General features: G+C 58.5%; 25 protein-coding genes, 2 pseudogenes and 1 other annotated feature. Of the genes and pseudogenes, 9 read left to right on the top strand and 18 right to left on the bottom strand.

Going from position 1 to position 25,057, the window contains the following annotated elements; translation table 11 throughout:
* Positions 1-48 precede the first annotated feature (48 nt).
* From ACVWXZ_RS01550 to ACVWXZ_RS01535, 4 genes are all read right to left on the bottom strand, one after another.
* On the bottom strand, positions 49-1,812 hold the full coding sequence (locus ACVWXZ_RS01550) for an ABC transporter ATP-binding protein (protein ID WP_457441340.1): 1,764 nt from the start codon (positions 1,810-1,812) through the stop codon (positions 49-51).
* Positions 1,813-1,871: 59 nt separating this feature from the next.
* On the bottom strand, positions 1,872-3,050 hold the full coding sequence (locus ACVWXZ_RS01545; protein WP_414329119.1) for a 1-deoxy-D-xylulose-5-phosphate reductoisomerase: 1,179 nt from the start codon (positions 3,048-3,050) through the stop codon (positions 1,872-1,874).
* A gap of 388 nt (positions 3,051-3,438) precedes the next feature.
* Entirely contained in the window at positions 3,439-4,701 is a 1,263-nt protein-coding gene (locus ACVWXZ_RS01540) for an RNA-guided endonuclease InsQ/TnpB family protein (protein ID WP_457441338.1), read from the bottom strand.
* 78 nt (positions 4,702-4,779) lie between these two features.
* A complete protein-coding gene (locus ACVWXZ_RS01535; RefSeq protein WP_457441336.1) occupies positions 4,780-5,079 on the bottom strand; it encodes a nucleotide-binding protein in 300 nt (99 codons plus the stop codon).
* A gap of 194 nt (positions 5,080-5,273) precedes the next feature.
* Here ACVWXZ_RS01535 and ACVWXZ_RS01530 point away from each other — a divergent pair, with 194 nt between their 5' ends.
* Both ACVWXZ_RS01530 and rpsU read left to right on the top strand, forming a co-directional pair.
* Complete coding sequence (locus ACVWXZ_RS01530; protein WP_457403568.1) at positions 5,274-6,560, top strand: trypsin-like serine protease; 1,287 nt, start codon at positions 5,274-5,276, stop codon at positions 6,558-6,560.
* A gap of 378 nt (positions 6,561-6,938) precedes the next feature.
* Entirely contained in the window at positions 6,939-7,124 is a 186-nt protein-coding gene (rpsU, locus tag ACVWXZ_RS01525) for a 30S ribosomal protein S21 (protein ID WP_011432857.1), read from the top strand.
* Positions 7,125-7,193: 69 nt separating this feature from the next.
* On the opposite strand, the gene ACVWXZ_RS01520 is transcribed toward rpsU, so the two are convergent.
* On the bottom strand, positions 7,194-8,546 hold the full coding sequence (locus ACVWXZ_RS01520) for a TonB family protein (protein ID WP_457482051.1): 1,353 nt from the start codon (positions 8,544-8,546) through the stop codon (positions 7,194-7,196).
* A gap of 256 nt (positions 8,547-8,802) precedes the next feature.
* Between ACVWXZ_RS01520 and ACVWXZ_RS01515 the strand changes: the two genes are divergently transcribed.
* Positions 8,803-9,648 (top strand): Rieske 2Fe-2S domain-containing protein, encoded by an 846-nt coding sequence (locus tag ACVWXZ_RS01515; RefSeq protein ID WP_457403570.1) that lies wholly within the window; start codon positions 8,803-8,805, stop codon positions 9,646-9,648.
* Here ACVWXZ_RS01515 and ACVWXZ_RS01510 read toward each other — a convergent pair.
* Positions 9,628-10,863 carry an RNA-guided endonuclease InsQ/TnpB family protein gene (locus tag ACVWXZ_RS01510; RefSeq protein WP_457403571.1) on the bottom strand — a complete coding sequence of 412 codons (1,236 nt, stop codon included), beginning with the start codon at positions 10,861-10,863 and terminating at the stop codon, positions 9,628-9,630. The two genes, ACVWXZ_RS01515 and ACVWXZ_RS01510, sit on opposite strands and share 21 nt — an antisense overlap.
* Before the next feature lie 73 nt (positions 10,864-10,936).
* On the opposite strand from ACVWXZ_RS01510, the pseudogene ACVWXZ_RS01505 reads away from it, so the two are divergent.
* Positions 10,937-11,203 (top strand): annotated as a pseudogene (locus tag ACVWXZ_RS01505) (hypothetical protein); the annotation flags it as partial.
* Between the two features lie 57 nt (positions 11,204-11,260).
* Here ACVWXZ_RS01505 and rplL read toward each other — a convergent pair.
* The 10 genes from rplL to ACVWXZ_RS01455 all read right to left on the bottom strand — a co-directional run bounded on the left by rplL (position 11,261) and on the right by ACVWXZ_RS01455 (position 16,838).
* On the bottom strand, positions 11,261-11,671 hold the full coding sequence (gene rplL, locus ACVWXZ_RS01500) for a 50S ribosomal protein L7/L12 (RefSeq protein ID WP_414329114.1): 411 nt from the start codon (positions 11,669-11,671) through the stop codon (positions 11,261-11,263).
* Positions 11,672-11,734: 63 nt separating this feature from the next.
* Entirely contained in the window at positions 11,735-12,298 is a 564-nt protein-coding gene (gene rplJ / locus ACVWXZ_RS01495; RefSeq protein WP_011432851.1) for a 50S ribosomal protein L10, read from the bottom strand.
* Between the two features lie 59 nt (positions 12,299-12,357).
* Positions 12,358-12,517: a sequence feature (ribosomal protein L10 leader region), on the bottom strand.
* Positions 12,518-12,595: 78 nt separating this feature from the next.
* On the bottom strand, positions 12,596-13,306 hold the full coding sequence (gene rplA, locus ACVWXZ_RS01490) for a 50S ribosomal protein L1 (RefSeq protein WP_011432850.1): 711 nt from the start codon (positions 13,304-13,306) through the stop codon (positions 12,596-12,598).
* Between the two features lie 106 nt (positions 13,307-13,412).
* Positions 13,413-13,838 (bottom strand): 50S ribosomal protein L11, encoded by a 426-nt coding sequence (rplK, locus tag ACVWXZ_RS01485; RefSeq protein WP_011432849.1) that lies wholly within the window; start codon positions 13,836-13,838, stop codon positions 13,413-13,415.
* Between the two features lie 9 nt (positions 13,839-13,847).
* A complete protein-coding gene (gene nusG / locus ACVWXZ_RS01480) occupies positions 13,848-14,513 on the bottom strand; it encodes a transcription termination/antitermination protein NusG (protein WP_414342805.1) in 666 nt (221 codons plus the stop codon).
* A gap of 62 nt (positions 14,514-14,575) precedes the next feature.
* The gene (secE, locus tag ACVWXZ_RS01475) at positions 14,576-14,848 is read right to left on the bottom strand and encodes a preprotein translocase subunit SecE (RefSeq protein WP_457482050.1); all 273 of its coding nucleotides are present in this window, start codon (positions 14,846-14,848) and stop codon (positions 14,576-14,578) included.
* Positions 14,849-14,951: 103 nt separating this feature from the next.
* Positions 14,952-15,329, bottom strand: coding sequence for a hypothetical protein (locus ACVWXZ_RS01470; RefSeq protein WP_414351005.1), 378 nt, complete (start codon positions 15,327-15,329; stop codon positions 14,952-14,954).
* A 3-nt stretch (positions 15,330-15,332) separates the two neighbouring features.
* Positions 15,333-16,088, bottom strand: a complete 756-nt coding sequence (trmD, locus tag ACVWXZ_RS01465) for a tRNA (guanosine(37)-N1)-methyltransferase TrmD (RefSeq protein ID WP_414342776.1) — start codon at positions 16,086-16,088, stop codon at positions 15,333-15,335.
* A 5-nt stretch (positions 16,089-16,093) separates the two neighbouring features.
* Positions 16,094-16,492, bottom strand: a complete 399-nt coding sequence (locus ACVWXZ_RS01460) for a hypothetical protein (RefSeq protein ID WP_457482049.1) — start codon at positions 16,490-16,492, stop codon at positions 16,094-16,096.
* 151 nt (positions 16,493-16,643) lie between these two features.
* Positions 16,644-16,838 (bottom strand): hypothetical protein, encoded by a 195-nt coding sequence (locus ACVWXZ_RS01455; protein ID WP_414329471.1) that lies wholly within the window; start codon positions 16,836-16,838, stop codon positions 16,644-16,646.
* A gap of 100 nt (positions 16,839-16,938) precedes the next feature.
* Between ACVWXZ_RS01455 and ACVWXZ_RS01450 the strand changes: the two genes are divergently transcribed.
* From ACVWXZ_RS01450 to ACVWXZ_RS01430, 5 genes and pseudogenes are all read left to right on the top strand, one after another.
* The gene (locus ACVWXZ_RS01450; protein ID WP_457482048.1) at positions 16,939-18,123 is read left to right on the top strand and encodes a 5-(carboxyamino)imidazole ribonucleotide synthase; all 1,185 of its coding nucleotides are present in this window, start codon (positions 16,939-16,941) and stop codon (positions 18,121-18,123) included.
* Complete coding sequence (locus ACVWXZ_RS01445) at positions 18,120-18,569, top strand: hypothetical protein (protein ID WP_457482047.1); 450 nt, start codon at positions 18,120-18,122, stop codon at positions 18,567-18,569. The genes ACVWXZ_RS01450 and ACVWXZ_RS01445 overlap by 4 nt, the downstream gene beginning before the upstream one ends.
* A gap of 6 nt (positions 18,570-18,575) precedes the next feature.
* Entirely contained in the window at positions 18,576-19,109 is a 534-nt protein-coding gene (gene rimI, locus ACVWXZ_RS01440; protein WP_457482046.1) for a ribosomal protein S18-alanine N-acetyltransferase, read from the top strand.
* A 547-nt stretch (positions 19,110-19,656) separates the two neighbouring features.
* Positions 19,657-21,243 carry a mechanosensitive ion channel gene (locus ACVWXZ_RS01435; protein ID WP_457403574.1) on the top strand — a complete coding sequence of 529 codons (1,587 nt, stop codon included), beginning with the start codon at positions 19,657-19,659 and terminating at the stop codon, positions 21,241-21,243.
* Positions 21,244-21,245: 2 nt separating this feature from the next.
* Positions 21,246-21,848 (top strand): annotated as a pseudogene (locus ACVWXZ_RS01430) (zinc ribbon domain-containing protein); the annotation flags it as partial.
* Between the two features lie 93 nt (positions 21,849-21,941).
* Here the strand turns inward: ACVWXZ_RS01430 and cydB are convergent.
* Both cydB and ACVWXZ_RS01420 read right to left on the bottom strand, forming a co-directional pair.
* A complete protein-coding gene (cydB, locus tag ACVWXZ_RS01425) occupies positions 21,942-22,991 on the bottom strand; it encodes a cytochrome d ubiquinol oxidase subunit II (protein ID WP_011432837.1) in 1,050 nt (349 codons plus the stop codon).
* 193 nt (positions 22,992-23,184) lie between these two features.
* The gene (locus ACVWXZ_RS01420) at positions 23,185-24,618 is read right to left on the bottom strand and encodes a cytochrome ubiquinol oxidase subunit I (RefSeq protein WP_457403576.1); all 1,434 of its coding nucleotides are present in this window, start codon (positions 24,616-24,618) and stop codon (positions 23,185-23,187) included.
* Positions 24,619-25,057 lie beyond the last annotated feature (439 nt).

Here is a 25,057-nt window from a genome sequence, read left to right as displayed (position 1 = left end):
CCACAGCTTTGCCGGTTAGGGTAGCGGCCAGGGATTGCCGCCGTCAAATTAGGCCAGGGCTTCCTCCAGCTTTTGCTTGGCCCACAGAGAAGCGTAGAGGCCCTTCTCGTCCGCCAGCAATTCGGCATGGGATCCCTTCTGCACAAGGCGGCCCCTGTCCATCACCCAAATCTGATCGGCTTCCACCGCAGCCGTAAGGCGATGGGTGATGAAGATCACCGTTTTCTGGGCCGTGACCCGACGCAGATGGCGAAGGATGGCTTGGGCCGTCTGGTTATCCACGCTGGAGAGAGAGTCATCCAGGATCAAGATGGGAGCATCCACCAGCAAAGCCCGGGCCAAGGCCACCCGCTGTCGCTGGCCACCGGAGAGGGTGATGCCCCGCTCTCCCACCAGAGTGTCGTAGCCCTTGGGAAAGTTGAGGATCTCGGCGTGGATGTGGGCGGCTTTGGCAGCCCATTCCACCTCCCAATCTTCGGCATCTGGCTTGCCGTAGCGGATGTTGTCCCGGACCGTGGCGCTGAACAGGAAGCTCTCCTGGGGCACATAGGCAATGGCCCGGCGCAGGGATCCCAGTTGAATCTGGGTGATATCCTGCCCATCCAAAAACAGTTGCCCCGGCTGGATCTCCAGCAGCCGAGGAAGGGCATTGGCCAGAGTGGACTTGCCCGCCCCAATCGGCCCCACCACCGCCACCATCTGGCCCGGTTCTATGCAAAAGTGCAAATCCTCTAGAGCCGGAGCTGCCGCAGGGCCGGCGAAGGCAAACGCGAGACCTCTGGCCTCGAGGCGACCCTGCACCCTCTCCAGAGGCAACGGCAAAGCGCCTGGGGCGTCTCGGATGGTGGGTTCTACCCCCAACAGAGCATCGATCCGCTCCAAGCTGACCTGCCCCCGCTGGTAGGCCGTGATGGTGAAGCCCAGCAGGGCGGTGGGAAATACCAACCGTTCCACGTAGAGGGTGAGGGCCGAAAAATCCCCGATGGTCAGCGTCCCTGCCGCAATCTGCGGCCCCCCCACCGCCAGCAGTAGCAACAAACTGAGGCTGACCAGCGCCACCAAAGAAGGGAAAAGCAAGTTGCGAGTGAGGGCCAAGCGCAAATTGGCCTGCAGCAGCCGCTGGTTCTGGCGGCGAAACTCCCGCTGCTCGTGCTGTTCCTGGCTGTACACCTTGATCAGGGCAATGCCGTTCAGGTCCTCTTGAATGAGATCGCTCAGATCCGCCAACTCCTGCTGCACCTGGAGCTGCTCCTGCTGCAGGCGGTTGCTGCTCAACTTCACCAGCACCAACATCACCGGAAACACCGACAGCGCCAAGGTGCTCAGACGGGGCTCGATGCCAAACATGGCGGGCAAGGTGGTGGCATAGGCAAAGATCGTGTTGGCCAAATTGAGTAGGGCGAACCCCAACAGGCGGCGGATGTTTTCCACATCGCTGGTGATGCAGGTGAGAATGTCCCCGATGGTCTGCTGGGCAAAGTAGGAAGGCTGCAGGGTGAGCAAATGCTCGAAGATGGCTTGCTTGAGGTGAAACTCCACCTGCCGTCCCACCCCAAACATCCACACCCGCGAGGCAATGCGAATGCCCATCATCAGGCTGGAGACGACCAGCACCGTTAGGGCGTAAAGGGCAATGCGCCGGTCCGACAAAGTGGCCAGGTTCTGGCTGAGGTCATCGATGACCAGCTTGACGTACCAGGGCAGGAACACCCCCAGGCCATTGACCAGGAGCAGGGATCCAATGCCCAACCCCACCTGTCGTCGATAGGGGCGCAGATAATGGGCCAATTGTCGGAGATGGGATCCGGTCACTCACTTGCTCCCTGCATCCTCTTCCACTCTAGCGTTCAGCCGGATCCCCCCGGTGGGGATCAGACCAGAACCTGAGCCGGGGCTTGCTGGGCCAGTTGCGCCGTTTCCCGCCGTGCCCAGGCATCTGCCTGCAAAATGTCCTCCAGGCTGGGATCGGCAATGACTTGATGCCGCTCACAAACCCGCTCCAAGAGACGGGGAATATCCAAAAAACGGATGCGCTCCTGCAAGAACAGGGCCACCGCCGCTTCGTTGGCCGCATTCAACACTGCCGGCAGCGTTCCCCCCCTCCGTCCAGCGGCATAGGCCAACTCCATGCAGGGGTACTTGCGGTGATCCGGAGCCTTAAAGGTGAGGGATCCCAGCTTGACCAAATCGAGGGGATCCCAGGGGGTGGCCAGGCGTTCCGGCCAACTGAGGCCGTAGAGGATGGGCAGGTGCATGTCCGGCCAGCCCAACTGGGCCAGAACCGAGGTATCGGCCAGCTCGATCAGGGAGTGGACAATGCTTTGCGGATGGATGAGGATGTCGATGTGGTCGTAGTCCAGGCCGAAGAGCCAGTGGGCCTCGATCACCTCCAGGCCCTTGTTCATCAGGGTGGCCGAGTCGATGGTGATTTTGCGCCCCATCACCCAGTTGGGGTGCTTGAGGGCATCGGCCAGGGTGACCTGATCCAATTTTTCGGCAGGCCAATCCCGAAAGGCGCCACCCGAGGCAGTCAACAGGATTCTTCGCAGGGATCCCGCGGGCACCCCCTGTAAACACTGGAAAATGGCCGAATGCTCAGAGTCGACGGGGATCAGGTTCACCCCGTACTGCCGCACCAAGGGCAGCACCACCGGCCCCCCTGCCACCAGGGTTTCTTTGTTGGCCAGGGCAATGTCTTTGCCGGCACGGATGGCCGCCAGGGTTGGCAACAAACCGGCGCAGCCGACGATCCCCGTCACCACCCGCTGGGCCGCCGGGTGAGCCGCCACCTGACACAGCCCCTCCGTTCCGGCCACCAACTCCGGCAGCGGTCGGATCCCGGTCAGCAGCGACCGCAGCTCCGGCAGCAGTTCTTCCCGGCCAATGGCAACCATCTGGGGCCGAAACCGCCGTACCTGCTCGGCCAAGAGGGCGACGTTGCTGTAGCTGGTCAGGCCAACAACCTGAAAACGCTCCGGATACTGGGCCACCAAGTCCAGAGTTTGGGTGCCAATCGAGCCGGTGGAGCCGAGCAAGGTGATGGCTTGCATAAAGGATCCCTTTACCCCTGAAAGAGCGTGACGTCCTCCCAACGCAGACTTCCCCTCGCGCAACTTGCCCAAGGACTCCGTCCCGCTATTGCGAACGGCCCCACCTCGCGTTCGGGGATCCCTGCCTCACGCCCCTTCATCTTATTCTTATCTGGTTCTGATCTGGAATCTGTGTGCTCCCTCCGATCCCCGACAGCGGGATCCTATGCGGCTGTGGGGTCCGCGATGCCCCCCTTCCCCAGATTTTGGTTTCAAACCTTTCCCGACTGAGAACGCAGCCACTGGCTGAGCAGCGTCTCGACTAACTCCGAGAGATCTTGATCCGACTCCAACAGAAGGCGCTTCACGGCTCGGTGGGTCTCTTTGGGGATTTGACATGCTCCCCTGCCTAAAGACAGGGGATTCTGGTTCCTGGTTCTGCGACAGCACTTACCGTGTCAGGTTGCCCCTCCACAGCAGCGGTGCTTGTCTCTCCAGGCGTTCCCCCTTTCGGGGCGGTTCCCTTTTGCCCAAAGGTACCGTTGTTCCACTCCTCACCCAGCAACTCCAGCCCTCGGCGCAGGATGTTGATGGCCGCATTCTCATCCCGGCAAAGTACCACCCCACACTGCGGGCATTGATGGGTGCGAGTGGACAGCCTCTTCTTCACCCGGTGGCCACACCGAGAACAGTCCTGACTGGTGTACTGGGGCGGCACGGCCACCACCACCTTGTTGAAGACCTTCCCGTAGTAGTCGAGCCACCCGGTGAATAAACTCCAGCTCGCATCGTGAATCGACTTGGCCAAGTGGCGATTCCGCACCAAGTTGCGCACCTGCAAGTCCTCGTACGCCACGACGTCGTGAGACGCCACCACGCACCGGGCCAGCTTGATGACCCAGTCTCTACGCTGGCGTTGGACCTTCAGGTGTACCTTGCCCAGCCGCTTCCTCTGCTTGTGGTAGTTCTTGGATTGAGGTTTGGCCCCTCTCCGAAACTTCCGACTTAACCTGCGTTGCTCTCGCTTCAACCTCCTTTCGGCACGACGCAAGAATTTGGGGCACTCTACCTTGTGGCCGTGGCTGTCGGTGTAGAAGTGCATCAAGCCCACATCCAGCCCCACCGCCTCGCCGGTGTAGCCCACCTTCTCCCGACGCTCCACGTCCAGACAGAACTGGGCGTAGTACCCATCGGCCCTGCGTATGACCCTCACCCGGTTGATTTTCAGGGTGAGGATGTCCCGCCGTGCCTCGCCGTTGCAGTAGAGGGCAAAAGTACCCGCATGGAAGCCGTCCGTGAAGGTGATGGACATTCCATCCTGGGAGAGCTTCCAGCCGGAGACTTTGTACTCCACGGAGCGACAGTGTTTCTGGAACTGGGGATAGCCTTTTTGGGCTGCCTGGTTCTGGCAGCGGCGGTAAAAGTTGGAAATAGCAGACCAAGCTCGCTCGGCACTGGCTTGTCGGGCAGAGGAGTTGAGCTTCTGGGCGAAGGGGAACTCCTGAGCCAAGTCCTTGCAGAGGGAGTACAACGTGGCCCTGTTCACCCCCTGATGATCCATCCAGTGGCGCAGGCACTTGTTGCGCACGAACTGGGCAGTCCGGATGGCCTCATCCAGGGCTTGGTACTGCTGGGCTGTGCCGTTGAGGAGCTTGGCTTCGAGGACGCGCATGGGCCCACTCTAGCGCAGGTTAGCAAGATAAAAGCCGCCCTGGTCGCGTCAGCGGGCCGTAGGCCTTAGGGCGGGGCTTTAGACCCAGTTTTTTGGTAACTGTTCCGAGGTGGGACGGGCAGGGGTGTCAATCACCGTGTGCTGAAAGCCTGTGGGCGTGGGAGTGGTGGGATCCGCAGCCAATACCTTAATAGGAAAGGATGATCCCCGTTCTGCCCAGCGAGAGGCCGAGCGATTGGGATCGGCGTCGATCAACAGGGCCATCCCCGACCCACCCGCAGGAGCTGCCCCTTGTTTTTGCTGAAGGTAGAGGGCCAAATGCACCGCTGTGGTGGTTTTGCCCACGCCCCCTTTGAACCCCAAGACCGCGATATTCATCTGCCACACACCCTCCCACCCTGGTTTTACTGCCCAGGTGCACGGGCGGCAAGAGGCAAAAGTGGGCATTGGGGTCTTGGGGCAACTCGGGAGAGCCGGCCGCGGGGAGAAGTTCTCCCGGTTGCGCAATCTTTAGGCTTCGCCGGTAGGATATCCTTGGCTGGCATAACCGGCTGGCTTTGGAGAATCTGACCATGCCTCATCTCTCGCGATCCCATTCCCCCCTTGGCTTGGCTCGCTCCTGGTCTGTTCTGCTGGGGTTGAGTCTGGCCTTGAGTGTGAGCGCCTGTGGCGGTGGCGGTTCCAGTCGCCTGCTTCCCCCAGTCTCGGCCCCTCCCACAGGACGAATTGAGGGATCCCATTTCGACGATCTCAACGGCAATGGGCTGCGGGATCCGGGGGAGCCGGGGCTGCCGGGCATTACCACGTTTTTGGACTTAAACGGCAATGGCCGCCTCGACCCGGGGGAGCCCAGCACCGTCAGCGACGGCGGCGGCAACTTCCGCTTCTCCAACTTGCCCCCTGGCATCTACCGCGTCACCGCCCTTTTGCCCCCAGGGCGAATCTTCACCACGCCGCGCTCAGGCTTGGGGCTGGAGCGGATTGTGGGCGGCAGTCCTGCTCCCGAAGGAGCCTTTCCCTGGATGGTGGCCTTGCTGAGGGCGGCTGAGCCAGATCCTTTTCAAGCGCAGTTTTGCGGCGGATCCCTGATCGCGCCGGAGTGGGTAGTTACCGCTGCCCATTGTTTTTTCGACGGACAAGGCAACCAGGTAGTGAGTGCCCAAAATCTGGATCTGCTGTTGGGTACCAACCGCTTGCAAATCGGTGCCGGCCAACGCATTCGCGCCGCGCAAATTGTCCTCAACCCCGGCTACAACCCCCAGGTGGGGAAACTTGGGGGGAACGACATTGCCCTGGTGCGCCTTTCTCGGCCAGTGGCTCTGGCCACCCTGCCACTGGTGCAGCCCAACCAAACCAACCTGACGGCCCCTGGCACTGCCGCCACCATCCTCGGCTGGGGAGCTACCTTCCCCCGTGCTCTGGACAACGAGGAACCCAGCGGCTTTCCCCGAGATTTGCAGCAGGCCACCGTTCCCATCGTCTCCAATGCGGTGTGCAATGCGCCCCAATCCTACAATGGCACCATTTTAGATACCATGCTCTGCGCCGGCTTTCCTCAGGGGGGAGTCGATACGTGTCAGGGCGATAGTGGTGGGCCTTTGATTGTGTCCAGTGGCACGGGTTTTGCCCTGGCCGGAATCACCAGTTTTGGCATCGGCTGCGCCCAGCCCAATTTCTATGGGGTGTATACGCGGGTGTCTAGCTTCGCCGGTTTTGTGCAATCGGTAATCGGCAGTGCCCCCAGCCCAACTCCAGCACCCTCTCCCCCGCCCCCCACTGGGACAACGGCCTCATTTGTTGTGAATTTGAGGGAAGGTGAGGTGGTTTCGGGGCTCAACTTTGGCAGCCGGGCGCAGTGAACACGAACTGTGGCAGCAAGCAGTGGTGTGGCGATTGTTTAGCTAGGCCGCCGTTCGCGCTAGCGGGACGGAGTCCTTGAAGCCCTGCCCTCTGCCCGTAGGACGAGGGTCGGAATGAAAGGCGGACATCCCCTGTTCTATAATCAACCTGGCTGTGCAAAACGGCATTGCCGGAATCTGGTACAGCTACGCGGTGGGGCATCCCGTGTCTGCTCGTGGAGGGTTCTTGCACTAGCTCCCCATTCGCGTCAGCGGTGCGTAGCACTTTGAAGCGAGAAGCCCGCTCCGTACCGCCAGCAGTCGGAGTCGGGAGTATGTCACGATAGGGATCCCTGTTGTAACCAAACCCATTTGATTGACGGAGGAGATGTCTTTCCTATGACCCAAGTGACGATTGGCGAAAACGAAGGGATCGAATCGGCGCTGCGCCGCTTCAAGCGCCAGGTTTCTAAGGCGGGCATTTTGCGGGATTTGCGCAACCATCGGCACTTTGAAACCAACCTAGAAAAGCGCAAGCGCAAAGCGGTGGCCGTCCGGCGCAACCGCCGCAAGTCCATGGCCTAGGCTACTGCCGACACTCGGAAATCTGAACCCCTCTGAACAGGGCTTGTGGCCTTGCCTGAGGTTCTGACGTTAGTTTCTCGGAATCTGGGTTGGGCCAGCCTGCAGGGATCCGCTCAACACGTTAATTTCCAGCATCAGTTCTTCGCCAACATAGCTCTCGGGCAAAGGAGCAAAGGGGGCTGAGCGCTGGATGGCACTGAGCACGGCTGCATCCAACAGGGGATCTTCTGAGGGGGTTTGCAGGCGCAGTTCCCGCAAGGATCCCTGTCGATCCAGACGCACCTGCACCACTGTTACGTAGGATCCGGATGCCCGCCGTACCATCCAGTGTTGGCGAACCCTTTCTTGGAATTGAGCCAAGTAGTCTCCCCAATCCGGATCGGCGACGGCATTGAGGCTGGGTGGGCCTGCCCGCGAGGACTCTATCCCACTGGTGCGACCAAGGCTGGAGCTGTGGGATCCGGTAGGAAAAGTCGGGGGCAAGGTGGGAGAAGGCTCTTCCAACGGGGCTGCGATCGGCTCTGGAGAGGGCAAAGTTGGATGCGGATCCGCTGGAGCCGACAGGTAGGGTTGTGGCAAAACCTCAGGAGAACTTGCTGCTCTTTCGGGTTGAGGCTTGAGGGATTGAGCAGGAGAGATCTGAGCCGATTTGGTCTCCACTGCTGCTGCCGAGGAGGTAGCCAGTAGGCTTTGCAGATGCTGACGATAGTCCTGCAGTTGCTGGCGCTGTGGAGAGGACAGAGGCCAGTGATCCAGCCATTCTTCCGTCAGATGTAGCGCCTCCGCCCAATTGTGATCGGCAACTGCCTGCTCCAGAGCTGCTAAACCCGCTGACAGATTTTCTAACCTGGCCTTTGGCTGCTGCTGAGGAGAGGCAGAGTCGCGGTTGGGTTGGGGCATCTCAAGCTCCCTTGGGGATGGGGGGAGGATCCCAGGGACAGGACTCCCTGCGGCTGAGGCAACCAAAGGCTGTGCCGCCGCAGAAGTGGCCTCTTCACTTGGGCTGGGCACTTGCGACTGCCGCACCGATACGTGATCCCGAGGTTCAGAGACACCGGACTCACGGGCGGAGACGGGCGCAATCCACTGCGGCTCTGGGGGCGGCTCGTCTGCCACCTCCACCCACTGAAAGGGGAGGATCTCCTCCTCTTCCCGGATCCTAGGCTGCCAACCCACCCAGCTCATCGCGATGAAATGCAACCCTGCCGAGAGCACGTTGGCCAGCCCCAGACGCCAAGGTAAGGAGCGGCGTTCCTGCTCTCGTTTTTGTTGAGAACGGCTGAGGCGAGGATCTGGATCCGTCAGTTGGTTTGGCCGGCTCTCAGCAGCCGGTTCTGGTTTGGGGGAGGTGGACTCTGCAGTAGGTTGGGCCGGGATCCCTGCGCTACAAGGATCTCGAGCGGGGTTCAATTCGTTTTGCACCTTTCCACCTTTCCTCACAGCCACATGCCAACAGAAGCCCACCGACGCTTCTCTGCTTCCTTCGATCAATAGCCCATCCCCGGGCAGGGGGGTAGCCATCGATGCACAAACGCGCCCAGGGCAAAGCTGTGTTGGCTTATACGGACTTCTGCCATTTCAACGCCTATCTTTTTCACGGGGGGCGGTGCTTTGAGCCACCTAGGCTCACGAAAAGCCAGCTCATGATTCTCCGAACTAGAGCTTGTGGAGCGGGTTTATGCTTGTTACCCAGCAACCTGTCCTGAGGCGGTTTTGGTACCCCGTGATCCCGATGTCGGCCCTGGAAACCGGCCCACAAGCTTTCACGCTGCTGAAGACTCCTCTGGTGCTTTGGCTCAATGAGTCAGGGCAGCCTTGCGCCGTCTTGGATCGTTGCTGCCATCGCTCGGCCCAACTTTCCAAAGGGGTTGTTTGCAATGGTCACATCCGCTGCCCCTATCACGGCTGGGAATTTGACGGCTCTGGCACCTGTGTGAAGGTACCCCAACTTACAGACAACTTCATCCCTCGCACCTACAAGGTGGAGGGGTTTCGCTGCCAAGAGCGCTATGGCTATGTTTGGGTGGCATTGGCGGATCCCTTGACCGATATTCCCGAGATCTCAGAGGTGGCGGATCCCCGGTTTCGCCAAATTCATCAGTTCTATGAGGTCTGGAAATGTGCTGGCCTGCGCCTGATGGAAAACTCCTTTGACAATGCCCATCCCCACTTCGTCCATCAGCAGAGCTTTGGGGTGATCTCCGAGCCTGTACCCCCCGATCTGGACAGCCTTGAAGGGCTGGAGTACGGCCTTCGGGCCACCTCTGTTTTGCCGGTGTTCAACAGTGACTTGCAGAAGCAAAACTTGCGGATGTCAGAGGATCGCACAGTGCGTATCCTGGAGGGCACCTGGTTTATGCCTTTTGGTCGCAAGCTCAAAATCACCTACCCCAACGGCCTCATCCACATCATTTTCACAGCGGCTACCCCCATCGACGACCAAACCTCGCAGGTGGTGCAATTCTGTTTGCGCAACGATTCAGAAGCAGAGGTGAGTGGTAAACTACCCGACTCCGACCGCTAAAGCGGTACGGAGCGGGCTTTCAGTAGCCCTGAGCCTGCTCTGCTCTACCAGAGAACAAAACAGGCCCGAACCTCTAGGCTGGTTTACGACAGCCCCCAAGAGCGCAATCACATTCGCACCATTCAAATCCGCATCCCCTTCCCATCCACAGTGCCCACACTTGAACGACTTGCCACTGCGGTAGGACTTGCCCTGCTCAGGGTGGATGTGTAAGCACCGGTGACAGGTCTGCGACGTGTAAGCAGGCGGCACAGGAATCAGAGAAACCCCTGCAACCCTCGCCTTGTATTCCAGAAACTGGCGTAGTTGGTAGAACGCCCAACTGTTGGCCCTGCGCCGCTCGGCTTTGCTGCGCGGCTGTTGATTGACTCTTTTCCGGATCCCTGTCAGGTCTTCCAGGGCGATAGCGCTGTTGGTAGCTTTTGCCCTAGAGACAATAGCTTTGGAGATGCGATGATTGACCCACGCCTGAAAACGTCTCTCCTTGCCAGACAGCCGTTGCAGCAGTTCTCTGCATCTGCGCCGCGAACTGCGTGTGCCCTTACTGGCTTTGCGTTGGAGTGCCGCCCTCAACCGGGAGTAGTGGTCGCGGACTCTGTTCAACTGCTGTCCATTCCAGTTGTCCCCCTCTGACGTATGGGCAATATCCGTCCTCCCCAAGTCCACCCCCAGCACTCTGCCCGTGCGTTGCGGCGGGGATGGCTCCGCTTCCACACAGATTTGAATGGAGTAGGAGCCGTCTTTACGCTTGACCAGGGTGGCAGATTTGGGGTTGGAACCAGCCAGCCGTTCTCTCTGGTAGCGGCCAATCGCCAGCTCAAAGCGCTCCCGACCCTCCACCGTGGTCAGCGACACCGTCCAGTCTTTCTCGCGGAACGAAAAGATACGTGCATCGTAGGTAGCGAAGCCCCCTTTGAACGTTTTGACGGGGCGGTTTTTCTGTTGGGCAACTTTACGGGCGCCGGCCAGCCGTCTGCAGACCTGCTGGTCGCGTAAGCGGGACGTAGTCCTTGCCAAGTTACTGGATAAGCCGAACCGGGCATGGATTTCGCGGTAGCACAGAGACTGGAGCTTAACGGCGTTGGCGACTTTCTCCGGCGTGTTCTGGTTGACCCAATTCAAGGCTTGGCCAAAAGCCTCCAAAGTCGCGTCCAATTTGGCGGCTTGCGACTGGGACGCCTTGAGCTTGCAGGATACGGTCAGGACTTGGGTCATGGTTCTATCATAACTTCCGCATTCCTCCCGACACTGACCCTACGGGTACAGTGCGGGGCTCCTGCGATTTCTAGCTGAGAGTATCATCGCCTTCGATCGGCAGGTGACCCTTGAGGATCAACGGGTTCTGGAAAGCACCGACTATGACGTTCCCCTCGATATCAAGGCGGAGCAGCACATGTTTACCGATAAACCCAGCATCGTCATGCGTCGCAAGCTGGCTGCCCTCTTGAAAGCTCACGGAGAGGTGGAAGCGCGGCGGAGCAGGGATCCTGAACTCACGCCAATGGTCGGGCAGACCCAAAAGAGGGGCCGAAGCAGCCCCCCTTCTTGGGTTTGAGTGTCTCGATTGGATTTCTCGTTAGACCAGAAAGAAGCGCTTTCCCCGTAACTTGAACTACTTGATCTTGACGGTAGCGCCGGCTTCTTCCAGCTTCTTCTTGATGTCGTTGGCTTCCTCTTTGGCAACCCCTTCTTTGACGGGTTTGGGAGCCGCCTCGACCAGATCTTTGGCATCCTTCAGACCCAAGCCGGTCAACTCGCGCACCACCTTGAGGATGGCGATCTTCTTGTCGGCTGGCACAGCCTCGAGGATGACATCAAAGGCAGTTTGCTCTTCCACCGGCTCAGGGGCTGCCGCCGGAGCTGCCGCCGCCGCTGCCACAGGAGCTGCCATGACCATACCGCCGGCTGGGGCTGCTGCACTGACGCCAAAGGTTTCCTCGATGGCTTTCACCAGCTCGGAAGCTTCCAGCAAGCTCAAGGCTTTCAACTCTTCCAAAATCTTTGCAACGCGCTCTGAAGACATGATGGTTTCTCCTTGGGGGTAACAGAATCGATACACAGGTTTGGGCTGATGAACTGAAGCCCTTTATGCGGCCTCCTTGTCGGCAATGGCCCGGATGGCCCGCCCCAGAGAGGCTGGGATCTCGTGGATACCGCGCGCCACTTGCGTGGGCACAGCATTGAGCCCGACCGCCAGGCCGGTGGCCACCGACTTGAGGCTGCCCGCCACTTGGGCCATGAGCACTTCCTTGGGCGGTAGCTCGGCGATGGCCTTGGCCTGCTCCAAGGTCAGGGATAGCCCTTCAATGCCGGCACCGCGGAACTCGGTTTTCTTGGTTTGCTTGGCAAAATCCTGATACGCCTTCAGGGCGGCTGAAATATCGCCCCGAATCAAGATAAAGGCCGTCGGCCCCGCCAAAAAGGGAATGATCCCTGCCCAAGCTTTTTGGTCGGCGATGGCTCGCCGCATCAGGGTATTCTTAACAACCATGCAAACCGAATCCGACTTGCGCAGCTCTGCCCGCAGTTGGTCCATCTCCGCAACGGTCAGCCCCTTGTAGTCGATCACCAGCACCATTTGGCTGGCCTGCAGCAGGGATCGGACTTTATCGACGATCTCCGCTTTCTTCGCTAAAGGTTGCTTGCCCATGCGCTCACCTCCTTTGTTGTCAATGGTCACCCAGGGTTGAACGGGTGGTGAATCTGGGTTCTACCAAACAGAATGCGCCCCAGCCGTAGCCGAGACGCATGGAGATAAGCGCACCATCAAAAGCGATCCAAGAAGGGATCCCTTTGAACTTCGCTCAAACCTCGGCAGGACATTAAGCCCGCGGGCACCTGCTGTCTTCGGCTTGCTATTCAACTGGGGAAAAACGCTCTGCCGGGATCCTCCTCCAAATTCACCCACTCAAACTCTTCTCAACCCATCGCGGCACCGAAGCAAGGCTTAAGTTGCCAACTTCAGCTCCCGCAGGGCATTGATATCAACCTCAATCGAGGGCCCCATTGTAGCAGAAACGTGTAGGGTTCGCCAATACTTGCCCTTGGCTCCAGAAGGACGGTTGCGATCGATGGACTCCTGCACCGCTTTTAGGTTCTCCAGCAGAGCTTCGACGGGGAACTTGCACTTGCCGAAGATCAAATGCACAATGCCGGTGCGATCTGCCCGGTACTCCAGCTTGCCGGCCTTGAACTCCTTAATCGCTTGGGCCAGATCCATGGTTACCGTTCCCCCCTTGGGAGAGGGCATGAGGCCGCGCGGCCCCAACAGCCGCCCCAGCTTGGCCACTTGGGGCATCACATCGGGGGTGGCGATCAGAAGGTCAAAATCCATCATGCCCTTGCTGATTTCCTCGATCAGGTCTTCATATCCAACCCGATCCGCCCCTGCATTTTGGGCCTCCACCACTTTCTCGCCGCGGGCAATCACCGCCACCCGGATCTCTTGGCCGGTGCCCCTGGGCAAGACTACAGTGGTGCGCAGTTGTTGGTCGGCGTACTTGGGGTCGATCCCCAGGCGGATGTGAACCTCTGCCGCCTCTTCAAATTTGGCGGTGGCCGTCTCTTTCATCAGGGCCAAAGCCGCTTCGGGAGCATAGGCAATGGGCTTCACCTTCTCCCGCAAAGCCTGCATACGTTTGGAAAGCTTTCGAGCCATCGTTTCTCCTCGGGGTACTGACGAGAACTTCTCTCCCCCACAGTGGTTTGCTAGAACAACTTTTTCAAGACCGTGAACACCTCAGACCGGGCAAGGGATCCCTCCATCAATCCACTACCGTCACCCCCATGCTGCGAGCAGTTCCGGCAATAATTTTCATGGCCGCCTCCACATCGTGGGCATTCAAATCCGGCAGCTTCTGCTCGGCGATCTGGCGCAGTTGAGCTCGGGTCAGGGATCCCACCTTGGTTTTGTGGGGCTCGCTGGAGCCAGACTCAATGCCCAGAGCCTTCTTGATCAACACCGAAGCTGGCGGCGTCTTGAGGACGAAGGTAAAGCTGCGATCCTCGAAGATGGAGATTTCAACAGGCACCACCATCCCGGCCTGATCCGCCGTCTTGGCGTTGTACTCCTTACAAAAGGCCATGATGTTGACCCCGTGTTGACCCAAGGCTGGGCCAATGGGGGGAGCGGGGGTGGCCTTGCCCGCCTGAATGGCCAACTTGACCACGGCCACCAACTTCTTAGCCATGAAACGCAGTTACACCTCTTTTCGCACTTGACCAAACTCTAATTCTACCGGGGTATCGCGCCCGAAAATCGAGATCAACGCCTTGAGCTTGCCCCGTTCTGGGCTGACCTCCACCACCTCGCCGTAGAAACCCTGGAAGGGGCCGGATAGCACCTCGATGCGATCGCCAGGGGCCATGTCGATTTTGAGGGGCACTTCCTCCACCTCGACGCTGCTGAAGATGCGCTGCACCTCACTTTGGCTGAGGGGACGCGGCGTAACATGCCCCCGACCACGACCGTAGGCCCGTTTTTCTTCCGTGCCAACAAAGTTGATCACATTGGGGGTTGTTTTCACCACCATCCAAGTGTCGTCGTTCATGTCCATGCGCACCAGGACATAGCCGGGAAAAATCTTCTCCTCTTGCTCCTGGCGCTTGCCGGTTCGATCCAGCTTGAAGCCCGTCCGCTTCGGGATCACCACCTCGACAATTTGATCCGCCACATCCAAAGCAGCCGCCCGTTGCATCAGGGTGCTCTTCACTTTGTTCTCGCAGCCTGAGGCCACCTGCACGGCGTACCAGCGCAGGTTACGACGCTCTTGACCTTCCCCCTCGTCTGGTTCCGGGATCGCGTCTGCAGGCTCAAAGTGCTCCACACGGCCCCCACGACGTTTTCGCTGCTGCTCTGGCCTCATCACCTCACATCCTCCCTGTAGCCATCCTTGAACATGACTCTCTTGCCCCTCAGGACAGAACATCACAAGAACAGCTGAGTGGCTACCCAAGCAAACACTTGATCGACCAGGTAGATGAAGGAAGCAAAAGCCAACACAATCAGTAAGACTCCTACGGACTCACCGATCAATTGCCGGCGGCTCGGCCAAACAATCTTGCCCAATTCCACACGGGTCTCTTGAATAAAACCCAGGATCCCTTTGGGTGCGGTGGAACTGTCTTTGGAGTGACCCCGGCTGGCGGGATCCAAACGCTGTTCCGTATCGGCTTTGCTGGAGGGGGTGCTCTTAACCACGGCGGTGTTCTCCTAATGGATCCCGAAAACGGTGTACCGCATTTCAGCAGGCACGGGATCGGCTTTGCGATCCTAACAGATTTACCGGGAATGGGATCCAACCTTAGGGAGTGGGGGTGGGCTCAGGTGCCAAGGAACCGGGAGAAAGCGGGAGGGAGCGGCGGCGGGATTGGTTAAATTGCTCCACAGCAGCATCAACGCTGGCCTTGCCGTCCCAGCGGGAAGCAGCATTCTGGCGGGAGAGGAAGTCGGCAGCCCGGAAGAGATCGTTGACGTTGATGCTGGTGCCATCCAACAGAGGGGGATTGCTGTCGCGGCGAATGGCATCGTTGACACTTCCGCTTTGGGCCAGGGCCACCCCAGAACCGCTCAGAACCGAGCTCAAGGCCATTCCCACCAGAAGCAGCACTGGGGGCGAGGGGATCCCACGCCAGCAGACGGGCGATGGATTCAGGAGACGGTTGAGAAGCTTGCCGAGCATGATTTATTTCTCCGCTTCGTTTACACGAGGGTGCTGCTCCGCCAGCCCCTCTACCAACAACTGCTGCTCTTCGGCGGTCAAGGGGCGCTTGGCCAACAGGTCTGGCCGCCTTTGCCAGGTTCGAACCAGCTGCTGCTGCAGACGCCAACGGGCAATGGCTTGATGGTCGCCTGAGAGGAGTACCGGCGGCACCTTGTACCCCTGAAACTCTGGCGGGCGGGTGTACTGAGGATAGTCCAGCAGCCCCGCCTCGAAGCTTTCCCTCTTTAACGAGTCTACCTTGCCTACGGTGCCCGGCAAGAGCCGCACCACGCCGTTGATCAGGGCCAGCGCCGGAATTTCCCCCCCGGTCAGGACAAAATCCCCCAGCGACACCTCGCGGGTGGCCAGGTATTGTCGGATGCGTTCGTCAAAGCCTTCGTACTGGCCACACAGCAGGATCAGCTGCGCCTTCTGGGCCAGCTCCTGCAGCAGCGCCTGGTTTAGCGGTTGCCCCTGGGGCGTCAGCAGAATGATCTCGCAGGGATCCAACCGGGGCAGGGAGGCGACAGCAGCGAAGAAAGGCTCTGGCTTGAGCACCATGCCCACCCCACCCCCGTAGGGCTCATCATCGACACGGCGGTGCTTATCGGTGGCGAAGTCGCGTGGATTGGTGCAGTGGACTTCGGCGATCCCCTGCTGTAGGGCTTTGCCCACCAGCCCAATGCGCAGCGGCGTTTCAAAAAATTCGGGGAAAAGGGTAAGGATATCGAACCGCACAGGACTCAGGACGAGGTGCGCAACCGCTCCAAATCCAGGCGCAAGGACTCAATCTGATGGATCAGCTCCATCAACTCAGTCATCTCTTCTCTGGAGATAGCCGGCTTGTTGGGGGAGGAAGCTGGTGTCGGGGGAGCATTCTCGACAGGCGCTTCAGAGTCAGGACTTGCCGAGGGGGCGTTGGCGGCTGGATCCCTGAGACTCTCAACGTAACGAACTGCCTCCTGCTCGATCAACTCTCCCTTTTGCTCCAGCTCCGCCGCCAGTTGTCCCAAGTCCATCGAAAGGCGGTTGAGGTTTTCGGTGCGCTTTTCCGGGTCTTGCAGGATCTCCACCAGAGCGGTGGCCGTGCCGTAAAAAATGTGGCGAGCCCGCGTGAACCAATCTGAAGAGTGAGAACTCATGGCAGCAGAAAGAGGTGGGTTGTGGATTATTCTAGGCGATCCACCCACCGGGATTGACCCAAGCATTGCAGACTGAATACCCAGCGCCGAAGGACAGACTGGGATCCAATTCTCCAAAATCCTAGGGACACTCTCAGTCTTAAGGCAGGGCTCAATCGACAGCGCGGATCTCGCCACTGTTTAGGCGCTCCACAATCGATTCCAGCAGTTCGTGCTCTTCTGGGGAAATTTCTTGATCGGCCATGACGGCACTGAGAATCTGCTGTTGCTCGGCGCGAGTCAAGACTTTGTCCGCCAAAGCCCGGTTGATTAGAGCTCTCAGCTCAGAGGGTTGAGAGGGTTCCACCGTTTTTCTCCTAGCGCTGGAGGGCAAGGGGTCCCATAATGGGGTTCTGGATCCAAGAAGCAATGGACAGCGGCCCACCACCCAGTATAACGGTACGGCTGTGGAAACCCAGGTATCCTCAAAAGACCAGAGATCCCAACCTGTGGGGGTGATCGGCGGCGGGCAGTTGGCGCAGATGTTGGCCTTGGCAGCTCGCCAGATGGGGATCCCGCTGGTGGTGCAGGCTGCTGCTCCCACCGATCCGGCGGTGGCAGTGGCCGATGGGGTGGTTTGGGGATCCACAGCCGACAGCCAGGCCACGGCCCAGTTGTTGGAGCGCTGCCCGGTGGTTACTTTTGAAAACGAGTTTATCCCTCTGCCGGAGCTGAAAAAACTGGATCCGGAGGGATCCCGCTTTCGTCCCAGCCTCAGCACGCTAGAGCCGCTGCTGGACAAGTTGCACCAACGGCAGTTCCTGGCGCGGTTGGGGTTGCCGGTGCCGACTTTCTTCCCGCTGGAGGCGGTGTTGGATTCGGCAGACCTGGCTGGACTGGGCTTTCCGGTGGTGCTCAAGCGACGGCGACAGGGCTACGATGGGCAGGGCACCTGCATCTTGCGCGAGCGAGCGGCTTTGCAGCAGGCCCTTAGCCAATCTGAGGGGATCCCGCTATTGCTGGAGGAATGGATCCCGTTCGAGCGGGAGCTGGCGGTGATGGTGGCGCGGGGGCTGAAGGGAGAGATCCGGGTTTACCCGGTGGTGGAAACTGTGCAGATCGAGCAAGTCTGCCGCCATGTCCTGGTGCCTGCCCGCATCCCCCCAACCACCGAGGCCGAGATCCGGCGCTTGGCAGCCGATCTGATGGAAAAACTGGGTGCAGTTGGCGTGTTCGGCATCGAGCTGTTCTGGGTGCCGCCGACCCACCCCAAGGCCGGGATCTGGATCAACGAAATCTCGCCGCGGGTCCACAATTCCGGCCACTACACCCTAGAAGCCTGCCACACCTCACAATTCGAGCAACACCTGCGGGCCATCCTCGGCCTGCCTTTGGGGGATCCCTCCCTCAAGTGTGCGGGGGCAGTGATGGTCAATCTCTTGGGCTATGAGCATGCCACCGGCGATTACCCAGAAAAGCGGCAGCGCCTGGCCCAGCTCCCCAATGCCACGGTGCATTGGTACCACAAAACCCCTGCCCGCCCAGGGCGAAAACTGGGCCATGTAACCGTCTGTCTGCCGACTGCTCCCTCTCCTTTCGAAGCAGCAGCCCTTGTCCGCACCCTCGAATCCCTCTGGTACCCCCAGCCATGAGCCAAGTGTCGGATCCCTCCTTCTCCCCAGACATTCAAGCCCTGATCCAGGCCATGCAACGGCGGGATGTGCCCGCGGTAGCTCAGCAGGTCAACCGCCTCTCCCCCCAAGAGCGCCCTGCTGTGTTGACCCCTGCCCTCCAATACCTGGCCGAGGTGGATCCCGCCAGCGCCCAGTGGTTTGTTCGCCACCTCATGGCCCCTGCGGTCAAAGCGCAACTGCGAGAAGGGATCCTCAAAGCCGCCCAAGACTACCTACAGGAAGCCGGCTTCACCGAAGGGATCGACTACGAATTCAAGCCTGTTCGCGAAAGCGGTGCAGAGCACCATCCCCAATCGGGGGGCAACATCTTGAGCATCAGCCGCAGAGCCTTGCCCTACGCGGCTCCCGATGACGATCCCTTGGGGCAGTTGTTGTTGGCGGAATTCTGCGAATTGCGAGACTAGGCCACCATGAGCGGTACGAGTTATCGGCTGCAGCTGTTGGACATCACTGCCCTGCCCCAACTGCTGGAGCTGGATCGGCGGTGCTATGGGGGATACTGGGGAGAACAGGGATATCGAGCGGAGCTGGAACGACCCACAAGCACGGTGATTGGGGTAGTGGCGGAACCCGCTGCCGTTGGCGCTTCGTGTGGCTCGGGCCGAGCCGAGTTTCCCCTTCCCTCTCCAGGCCCCACTTCGCCGACGCAGACGACAAAAGAGCTGGTGGGCTTCGGCATTCTCTGGCGTATTGAAGAAGAAGCACATATCATCTCTCTGGCGGTGGATCCCGAGCACCGGCAACAGGGTTTGGGCCGGCGGATTCTGGAAGAACTGCTGAACCAAGCGAGAGCAGCAGGCTGCCGCTGGGCCACTCTGGAGGTAAAGGCTTCCAATCAAGCGGCAATCCGCCTGTACGAATCGGCAGGGTTTCAACGGCTGGGACGTCGCAAGGGGTATTACAACGGAGAAGATGCGCTGGTGTATTGGAAGAAACCGATTTAGAAGGCTATCAATTGTAAATTGAAGAACTGCAAACGTATTTCGGGATACACCTTAGGTCAGACAGTGAGCAAGCCAATAGGCTAAGCATATCAAGGCTACAGGGGATCCAACCCATTGACCGAGTGTCGATTGCCCGTTTGATTCTTTATATAGGTCATCAAAATGCTCTCATTCTGTGGATGCAAACTGCCCGCTACAGTTCCTCCCAGCAACACTGACTCTAGCCAATGCAGCCGCATCCATCGCACAACAGAGATCCTGACTTAATCTACAAAGCTCCTGCTCGGTGGGGAAAAGCTATAATCTGCGGTATCAACAACTTGAATTCGATCCTTGCCGTTCGATGGCCCATCGGAGCTTTGACTGATGGCTGGAGCCCTTGGGTTAATAGAATGTGAAGTTTTATTTCGAGATCCGACATTTCTGCCTCAATATATATTTCTCATATCATATTCCCCCTTTGGCCAACTTGCCTGAAAAAACACTTCAGGTTAACCTACACTTGTTATCTGTCCATCCTGAGCATTTTCAAGCTGTGAGGATCATTATGGACACCTCTGGAAACACCATTGGAGATGAGGCCATCTCTTTTGTCGTCAGTCTTTGGTCTAGGCTTATCGATTTTATGCCCAATCTCCTTGCGGCGATTGCCATCTTAATTCTGGGTTGGATAGTGGCCATGGCAGTAGCCTTCGGCGTTAGAGGACTGCTCAAAAGGACGCAACTGGACAATCGCTTGGCTGCTTGGGTTTTGGGCCAAAAGCCCGGCGAGAAGCTGCCCCAAACGGAGCGCTGGGTGGCCGCTGCCGTCTACTGGGTGATTCTTGCTTTTGTGTTGGTGGCGGTACTGAATGCCCTGCAGCTTCAAGCTGTCTCCGATCCGCTCAACAGGTTTTTGGGGGAAATCTTCGTTTATCTGCCACGGGTGGGTGGGGCGCTGGTGCTGCTGGCTGTGGGCTGGGCGGTGGCTACAGTTGCCCGGCTGGCAGTCATCCAGGGGCTGCGGCGTTTCAACCTCGATGAGCAGTTGGCCCGGCCTCTACAGCAGGAAAGCACTGCCGGTGAGGCAGGTGCAGAAGGAACCCCGACCGGCCAAGAGGGAGGTACAGAGGTCACCCCTTTCCTGCTGAATGAAACTTTGGGCAATGCCCTTTACTGGCTGATTCTGCTGTTCTTTTTGCCGATCATCCTGGATACCCTGAACCTGCAGGGGCCGCTGCAGCCGGTGCAAAACCTGCTGGATCAGTTGCTGTCGATGGTGCCGCGGATTTTGGGAGCGCTGATCATCGGTGCAGTGGGCTGGTTTTTGGCCCGCATCGTGCGTGGGATCGTCTCCAATTTGTTGGTGGCAGCAGGGGCAAATCGGTTGGGGGCACGCTTTGGCGTTCCCCAGTTGGCCCAGATCGTCGGGACGGTGGTGTATGTCTTGGTGTTGATCCCGGCGGTGATTGCGGCGCTGAATGCCTTGGAAATTCGGGCCATCTCCGATCCGGCGGTGGCGATGCTGGAGCAGGTGTTGCGGGCCATTCCCTTGATCGCGGGATCCGCTTTGATCCTGGCCGTCTTTTACTTGCTGGGGCAATTTTTGGCCAGCTTGGTAACCCAGTTGCTGCAGGCGGTGGGTTTTGACCGTCTGGTCGCGGGGCTGGGCTTGCCCCTGGCCGCTGCTCCTGAGCCTGAAGGGGATCCCGCTGCCAAACGTCGCACTCCCTCCGAGATCGCCGGCTTGGTGGTCTGGGTAGGCGTGGTCTTGTTTGGGGCGGTGCCGGCAGTGGAGTTGCTGCAGTTTGCCGCCCTAACCGACATTGTGCAGGGGCTGTTGCTGATTTCCGGTCGGGTGCTCATCGGCGCCCTGGTGTTTGGGATCGGTCTTTATTTGGCCAATTTGGCCCACTCTATGATCAAGAGCTTGGGTAGCCCTTCCTCAGGGGTACTGGCCCAGGCGGCGCGGGTGGCTATCTTGGTTTTTGTTGGCGCCATGGCCCTGCAGCAGATGGGCGTGGCCACCGACATTGTGGTGTTGGCTTTTGGTCTGGTTCTGGGGGCGATTGCCGTGGCGGTGGCGTTGGCTTTTGGGTTGGGAGGTCGCGATGTAGCTGCCGAGCAGATCCGGCAATGGCTCAAGAGAGAGTGAGAGCAGGTTTTGTAGATATCGCCAAGGGGGACTTTGGTAGAATCACTCGGCTGTGCTACCACCTAGACGATCTGCAGTCTAGGCTGAGTAAAGCACCGAGACCCAAGCGTAGGCGAATGCGGCAAGCGGCGTTTCGTCTGCGGGAGAGAATCAGGAACTTGGTGGACGAGTGCCATCGCAAGGTAGCGGCGTTCCTAACGGATAACTACCGATTGATATTCCTCCCCACTTTCGAGTCAGCCAAGATGGTTGCCAAGGCAGGGAGGAAGTTTGGTAGCAAGACAGCAAGGGCGATGCTCACCTGGGCGCACTACCGGTTCAAGCAGTTCCTGAAGTTTCAAGCCAAGAAGAAAAACGTGGTTGTCGTGGAAGTATCGGAAGCGTACACCAGCAAAACCTGTACCAAGTGCGGGCACATCCACACTAAGTTGGGTGGTGCAAAGGTGTTTAGATGCCCAAAGTGCAACCATAGGCTACCACGAGATTGGCAAGGCGCTCTGGGTGTTATGCTCAGGGCTTTGCGGGATACCGCCTTTCTGTTCGGAGACGGACAGAATGCTATCGCTTCACCGTTGAGCAGTAATGCTCAGCAGTGTTCAGCGTAAATGTATCAGCCTTTCTCTGTAGACGTTCGATTGCACCTAAAAAATTGCCCCGCCCATCACCGGGCGGGGTTATTGCTGCATCCTCAGGCCAGCTTAAACTGCCTCTGGAACTTTGGCCTCTTCCGCCGCCACTTCCTGCACCACGATCTTGCCCCGGAACACCACGTAGTTGTAGATGTTGTAGGACAAGATAACCGGGATCAGAAAGCCAATAAAGGTGAGCATAAACACCAGCGAGCTGGGGGAGGCTGCCGCTTCGTAGATGGTGACGCTGGGGGGGATGATGTTGGGGAAGACCATGAACCCCAAGCCGATAAAAGAAAGCGCAAAGATCAAAAAAGTGTAAACCAAAACGCTATTTTCTTCCCGCCGGCGCAGGCTGCGCAGCAACAACGCCACCAACAAAAGTCCCAGAACTGGGATGGCAGCAAAGATGTAGAAAAGAGGGGGCGAGAAAAGCTGAGCACGCGCCTGCTCGGACATGATAGGAGTGCTGATGGTGATAAACACTGCCCCCAGTAAAGTTGTCCAGGTGGCGATGGTTGCCGTCTTGTAGTAGGTTTCCTGAAGCTCGCCGGTGGTCTTAACGATTAGGTAGGCTGAGCCGATTAACACATAGCCCTGGATCAAAGTAAGAGCCACCAACAGCGTGCGCCAGGTCAGCCAATCCCAGGGGCTGCCGGCAAAGTGGCCGGCTTCGTCCACGCGGATCCCTTCGAAGACGCTGCCCAAGGCAAATCCCTGGCCCAAGGCTGCCAAAAAGCTGCCCACTCCAAAGGCCAGGTTCCAAACCAACTTGTTGTCGGCGTTTTCCCGAAACTCGAAGGAAACGGCCCGCAAGATCAGGCCCACCACCATGATCACCAAGGGTATGTAGAGGGCATTGAGAATGGTGGCGTAGGCGAGAGGAAAAGATCCAAATAGGGATCCCCCCATCAACACCAGCCACGTCTCGTTGGCATCCCAAACATTGCCCAAGCTGGTCATGAGAATGCTGCGCCGCGTCTCGCTGGAGGCCGTCAGGGAGAGGATACCAACTCCCAGATCAAACCCGTCCAGCAGAACGTAGAGAAATAGGAATAGGCCCAGGATAAAAAACCAAACCTGGGGCAGAAACCGCTGTAAAGGCTCAAAAGATTCCATCGCTGTTCCCTCTGCTTTGAGTATTTCTGACCAGTGCGAGACAGTTCCCGATGGCGATCCCCAGTCCCTCTCCCTCTAGGGAAGGGAAGTTGGGAGTTGACGTAGCGAAGGGTTTCACTGCTGTGGGGAATGGGCCTGCTACGTTGCCCTGTTGCTACTTGGAGTCACCAGTTAGATGGCTACCAAACTGCTGCTACCGAGCTTCTGCAGGACGGCGATCTGGCTCGTGGCGGGCAGGCTCGACCACGATCACCGGCTGCGTTGCCGGGACAGGGGCGGGCAACTCCAGGTTTGGCCCTTCGCGGATGATGCGGCTGCCAAAGTAGAGAGCGGCAACGAAGAACACAGTGTACAACGCGGTCAGGCCAACCAGAGAAAACAGCACTTCTCCTGCCGGCAGGGGCGAAACCGATTCCACCGTGCGCAGTTGTCCATACACAATCCAGGGCTGCCGACCCACACAGCGGACGATCCAACCGGTTTCAACGGCGATGTATCCCAGGGGTGCTGCGAAGATCCAAGCTCTCATCAGCCACTTTTGCTGAGAAAGGGCCTCCACTGAGAGCTTGCCCCTCAGCCATTGCACAAGGGTAACTCCGACAAGCCCGGCTAGGAGGAGGCCAATGGCCACCATTGTCCTAAAGGAGTAGTAGATGAGGCCAACCATGTGGGGACGATTTTGGGGATCCCAGCTTTTGAGCCCTTGAATGGGTCGATCCAGCCTGGGTTTGAACTCCAGCAGATAGCCCAGCGCGCCAGGGATCTTCACCTCCCACTCGTTGCGCTCTTCGCGGTCGTTGGGCACAGCCAACAGGCTCCAGTCTGCCCGCTCGCCGGCAGGGATCGTCTCCCACTGGGCCTCCATGGCCGCCAGCTTGGCCGGCTGATAGCGATAGACTTGCTCCGCGCTCAGATGGCCGACGAACACCTGCAAAGGGGCGACCACCAGGGTCATTGCCAAGACCACTTTGAGGGAGCGGGAGAAGAACTCGCTGTGCCGCCGCTTGAGAATGTACCAGGCACTGATGCCACCGATAACAAACAAAGAGGTTTCCAAGGTGGCAAAAAACATGTGCAGAAAGCTGTTGACCATGAAGGGGTTGACAATAGCTTGCAGGTAGTCCCGCACCACAAATTTCCCATCGACGAACACGCCACCTGCCGGCGTCTGCAGCCAAGAGTTGGCCGTCAGGATCCAAAAGGTGGAGAGGTTGGCGCCAAAAGCCACCAGGATCGTCGAGATCCAGTGAATCACCGGCGGGACGCGCTCCCAGCCGAACAGCATGATCCCCAGAAAGCTGGCCTCCAGCATAAAGGCCATCGTGCCCTCAAAGCCCAGGATGGTTCCAAAAAAATCTCCCACCGCTTCGGAAAAGGGTGCCCAGTTCATGCCAAATTGAAAGGCCATTGGCAAGCCTGAGGCCACGCCAATGCCAAAGTTCAACACATAGAGTTTTGACCAGAAACGAGCGTGACGATAGTAATCTAGGTTGCGGGTTTTTAGCCAAAGCCCCTCAATAACAACAAGGTAAATGGCCATCCCCGTTGTTAAAACCGGCCACAACATGTGAAAAATGGCCGTGAGGGCAAATTGTAGCCGAGAAAGCGCGACGGTGTCTAGAAACATAATTTGTACCAAGTTTAGGTGGATTGATTCATGCAGCTTTTTCCGACAACATCTGCTGCAATTGATACAGCTACATCTCTTGCATGAAAAACATCTTGCTGACTGGCAGACATCAGATGAGGCCGGGAAAGCCGCGCTTTGTGGTTCCTTCTAACATCGAATCTTGGCTAAGACAATCGACAAGCCGTCCGACTCTAAAGGTTAATTTTAGGATTCTGTGAGATATAGACCTTTTTTTGTAATTTGGACTACAAAGCAAAAAGCCCTCTGTGAACCTAGCGGCCAAAAACTGGCAGGCCATTGACATAGGGTTCTGGTTTTCTTCGTCTTTAAACAACAAAACTGTTGTCCCAATAGATCGAGGAGCAATTCCCAGCAAGGGGCGACTTCCCGTCTACAGCGCCAGCAGACAGCTGCTGATTGTCCCCGGAGCCTGCCA

Source organism: Thermostichus sp. MS-CIW-38 (genome assembly GCF_054058415.1).
Note: the sequence above shows the minus strand (reverse complement) of the source record. Positions and strands in the feature narration are given on the sequence as shown.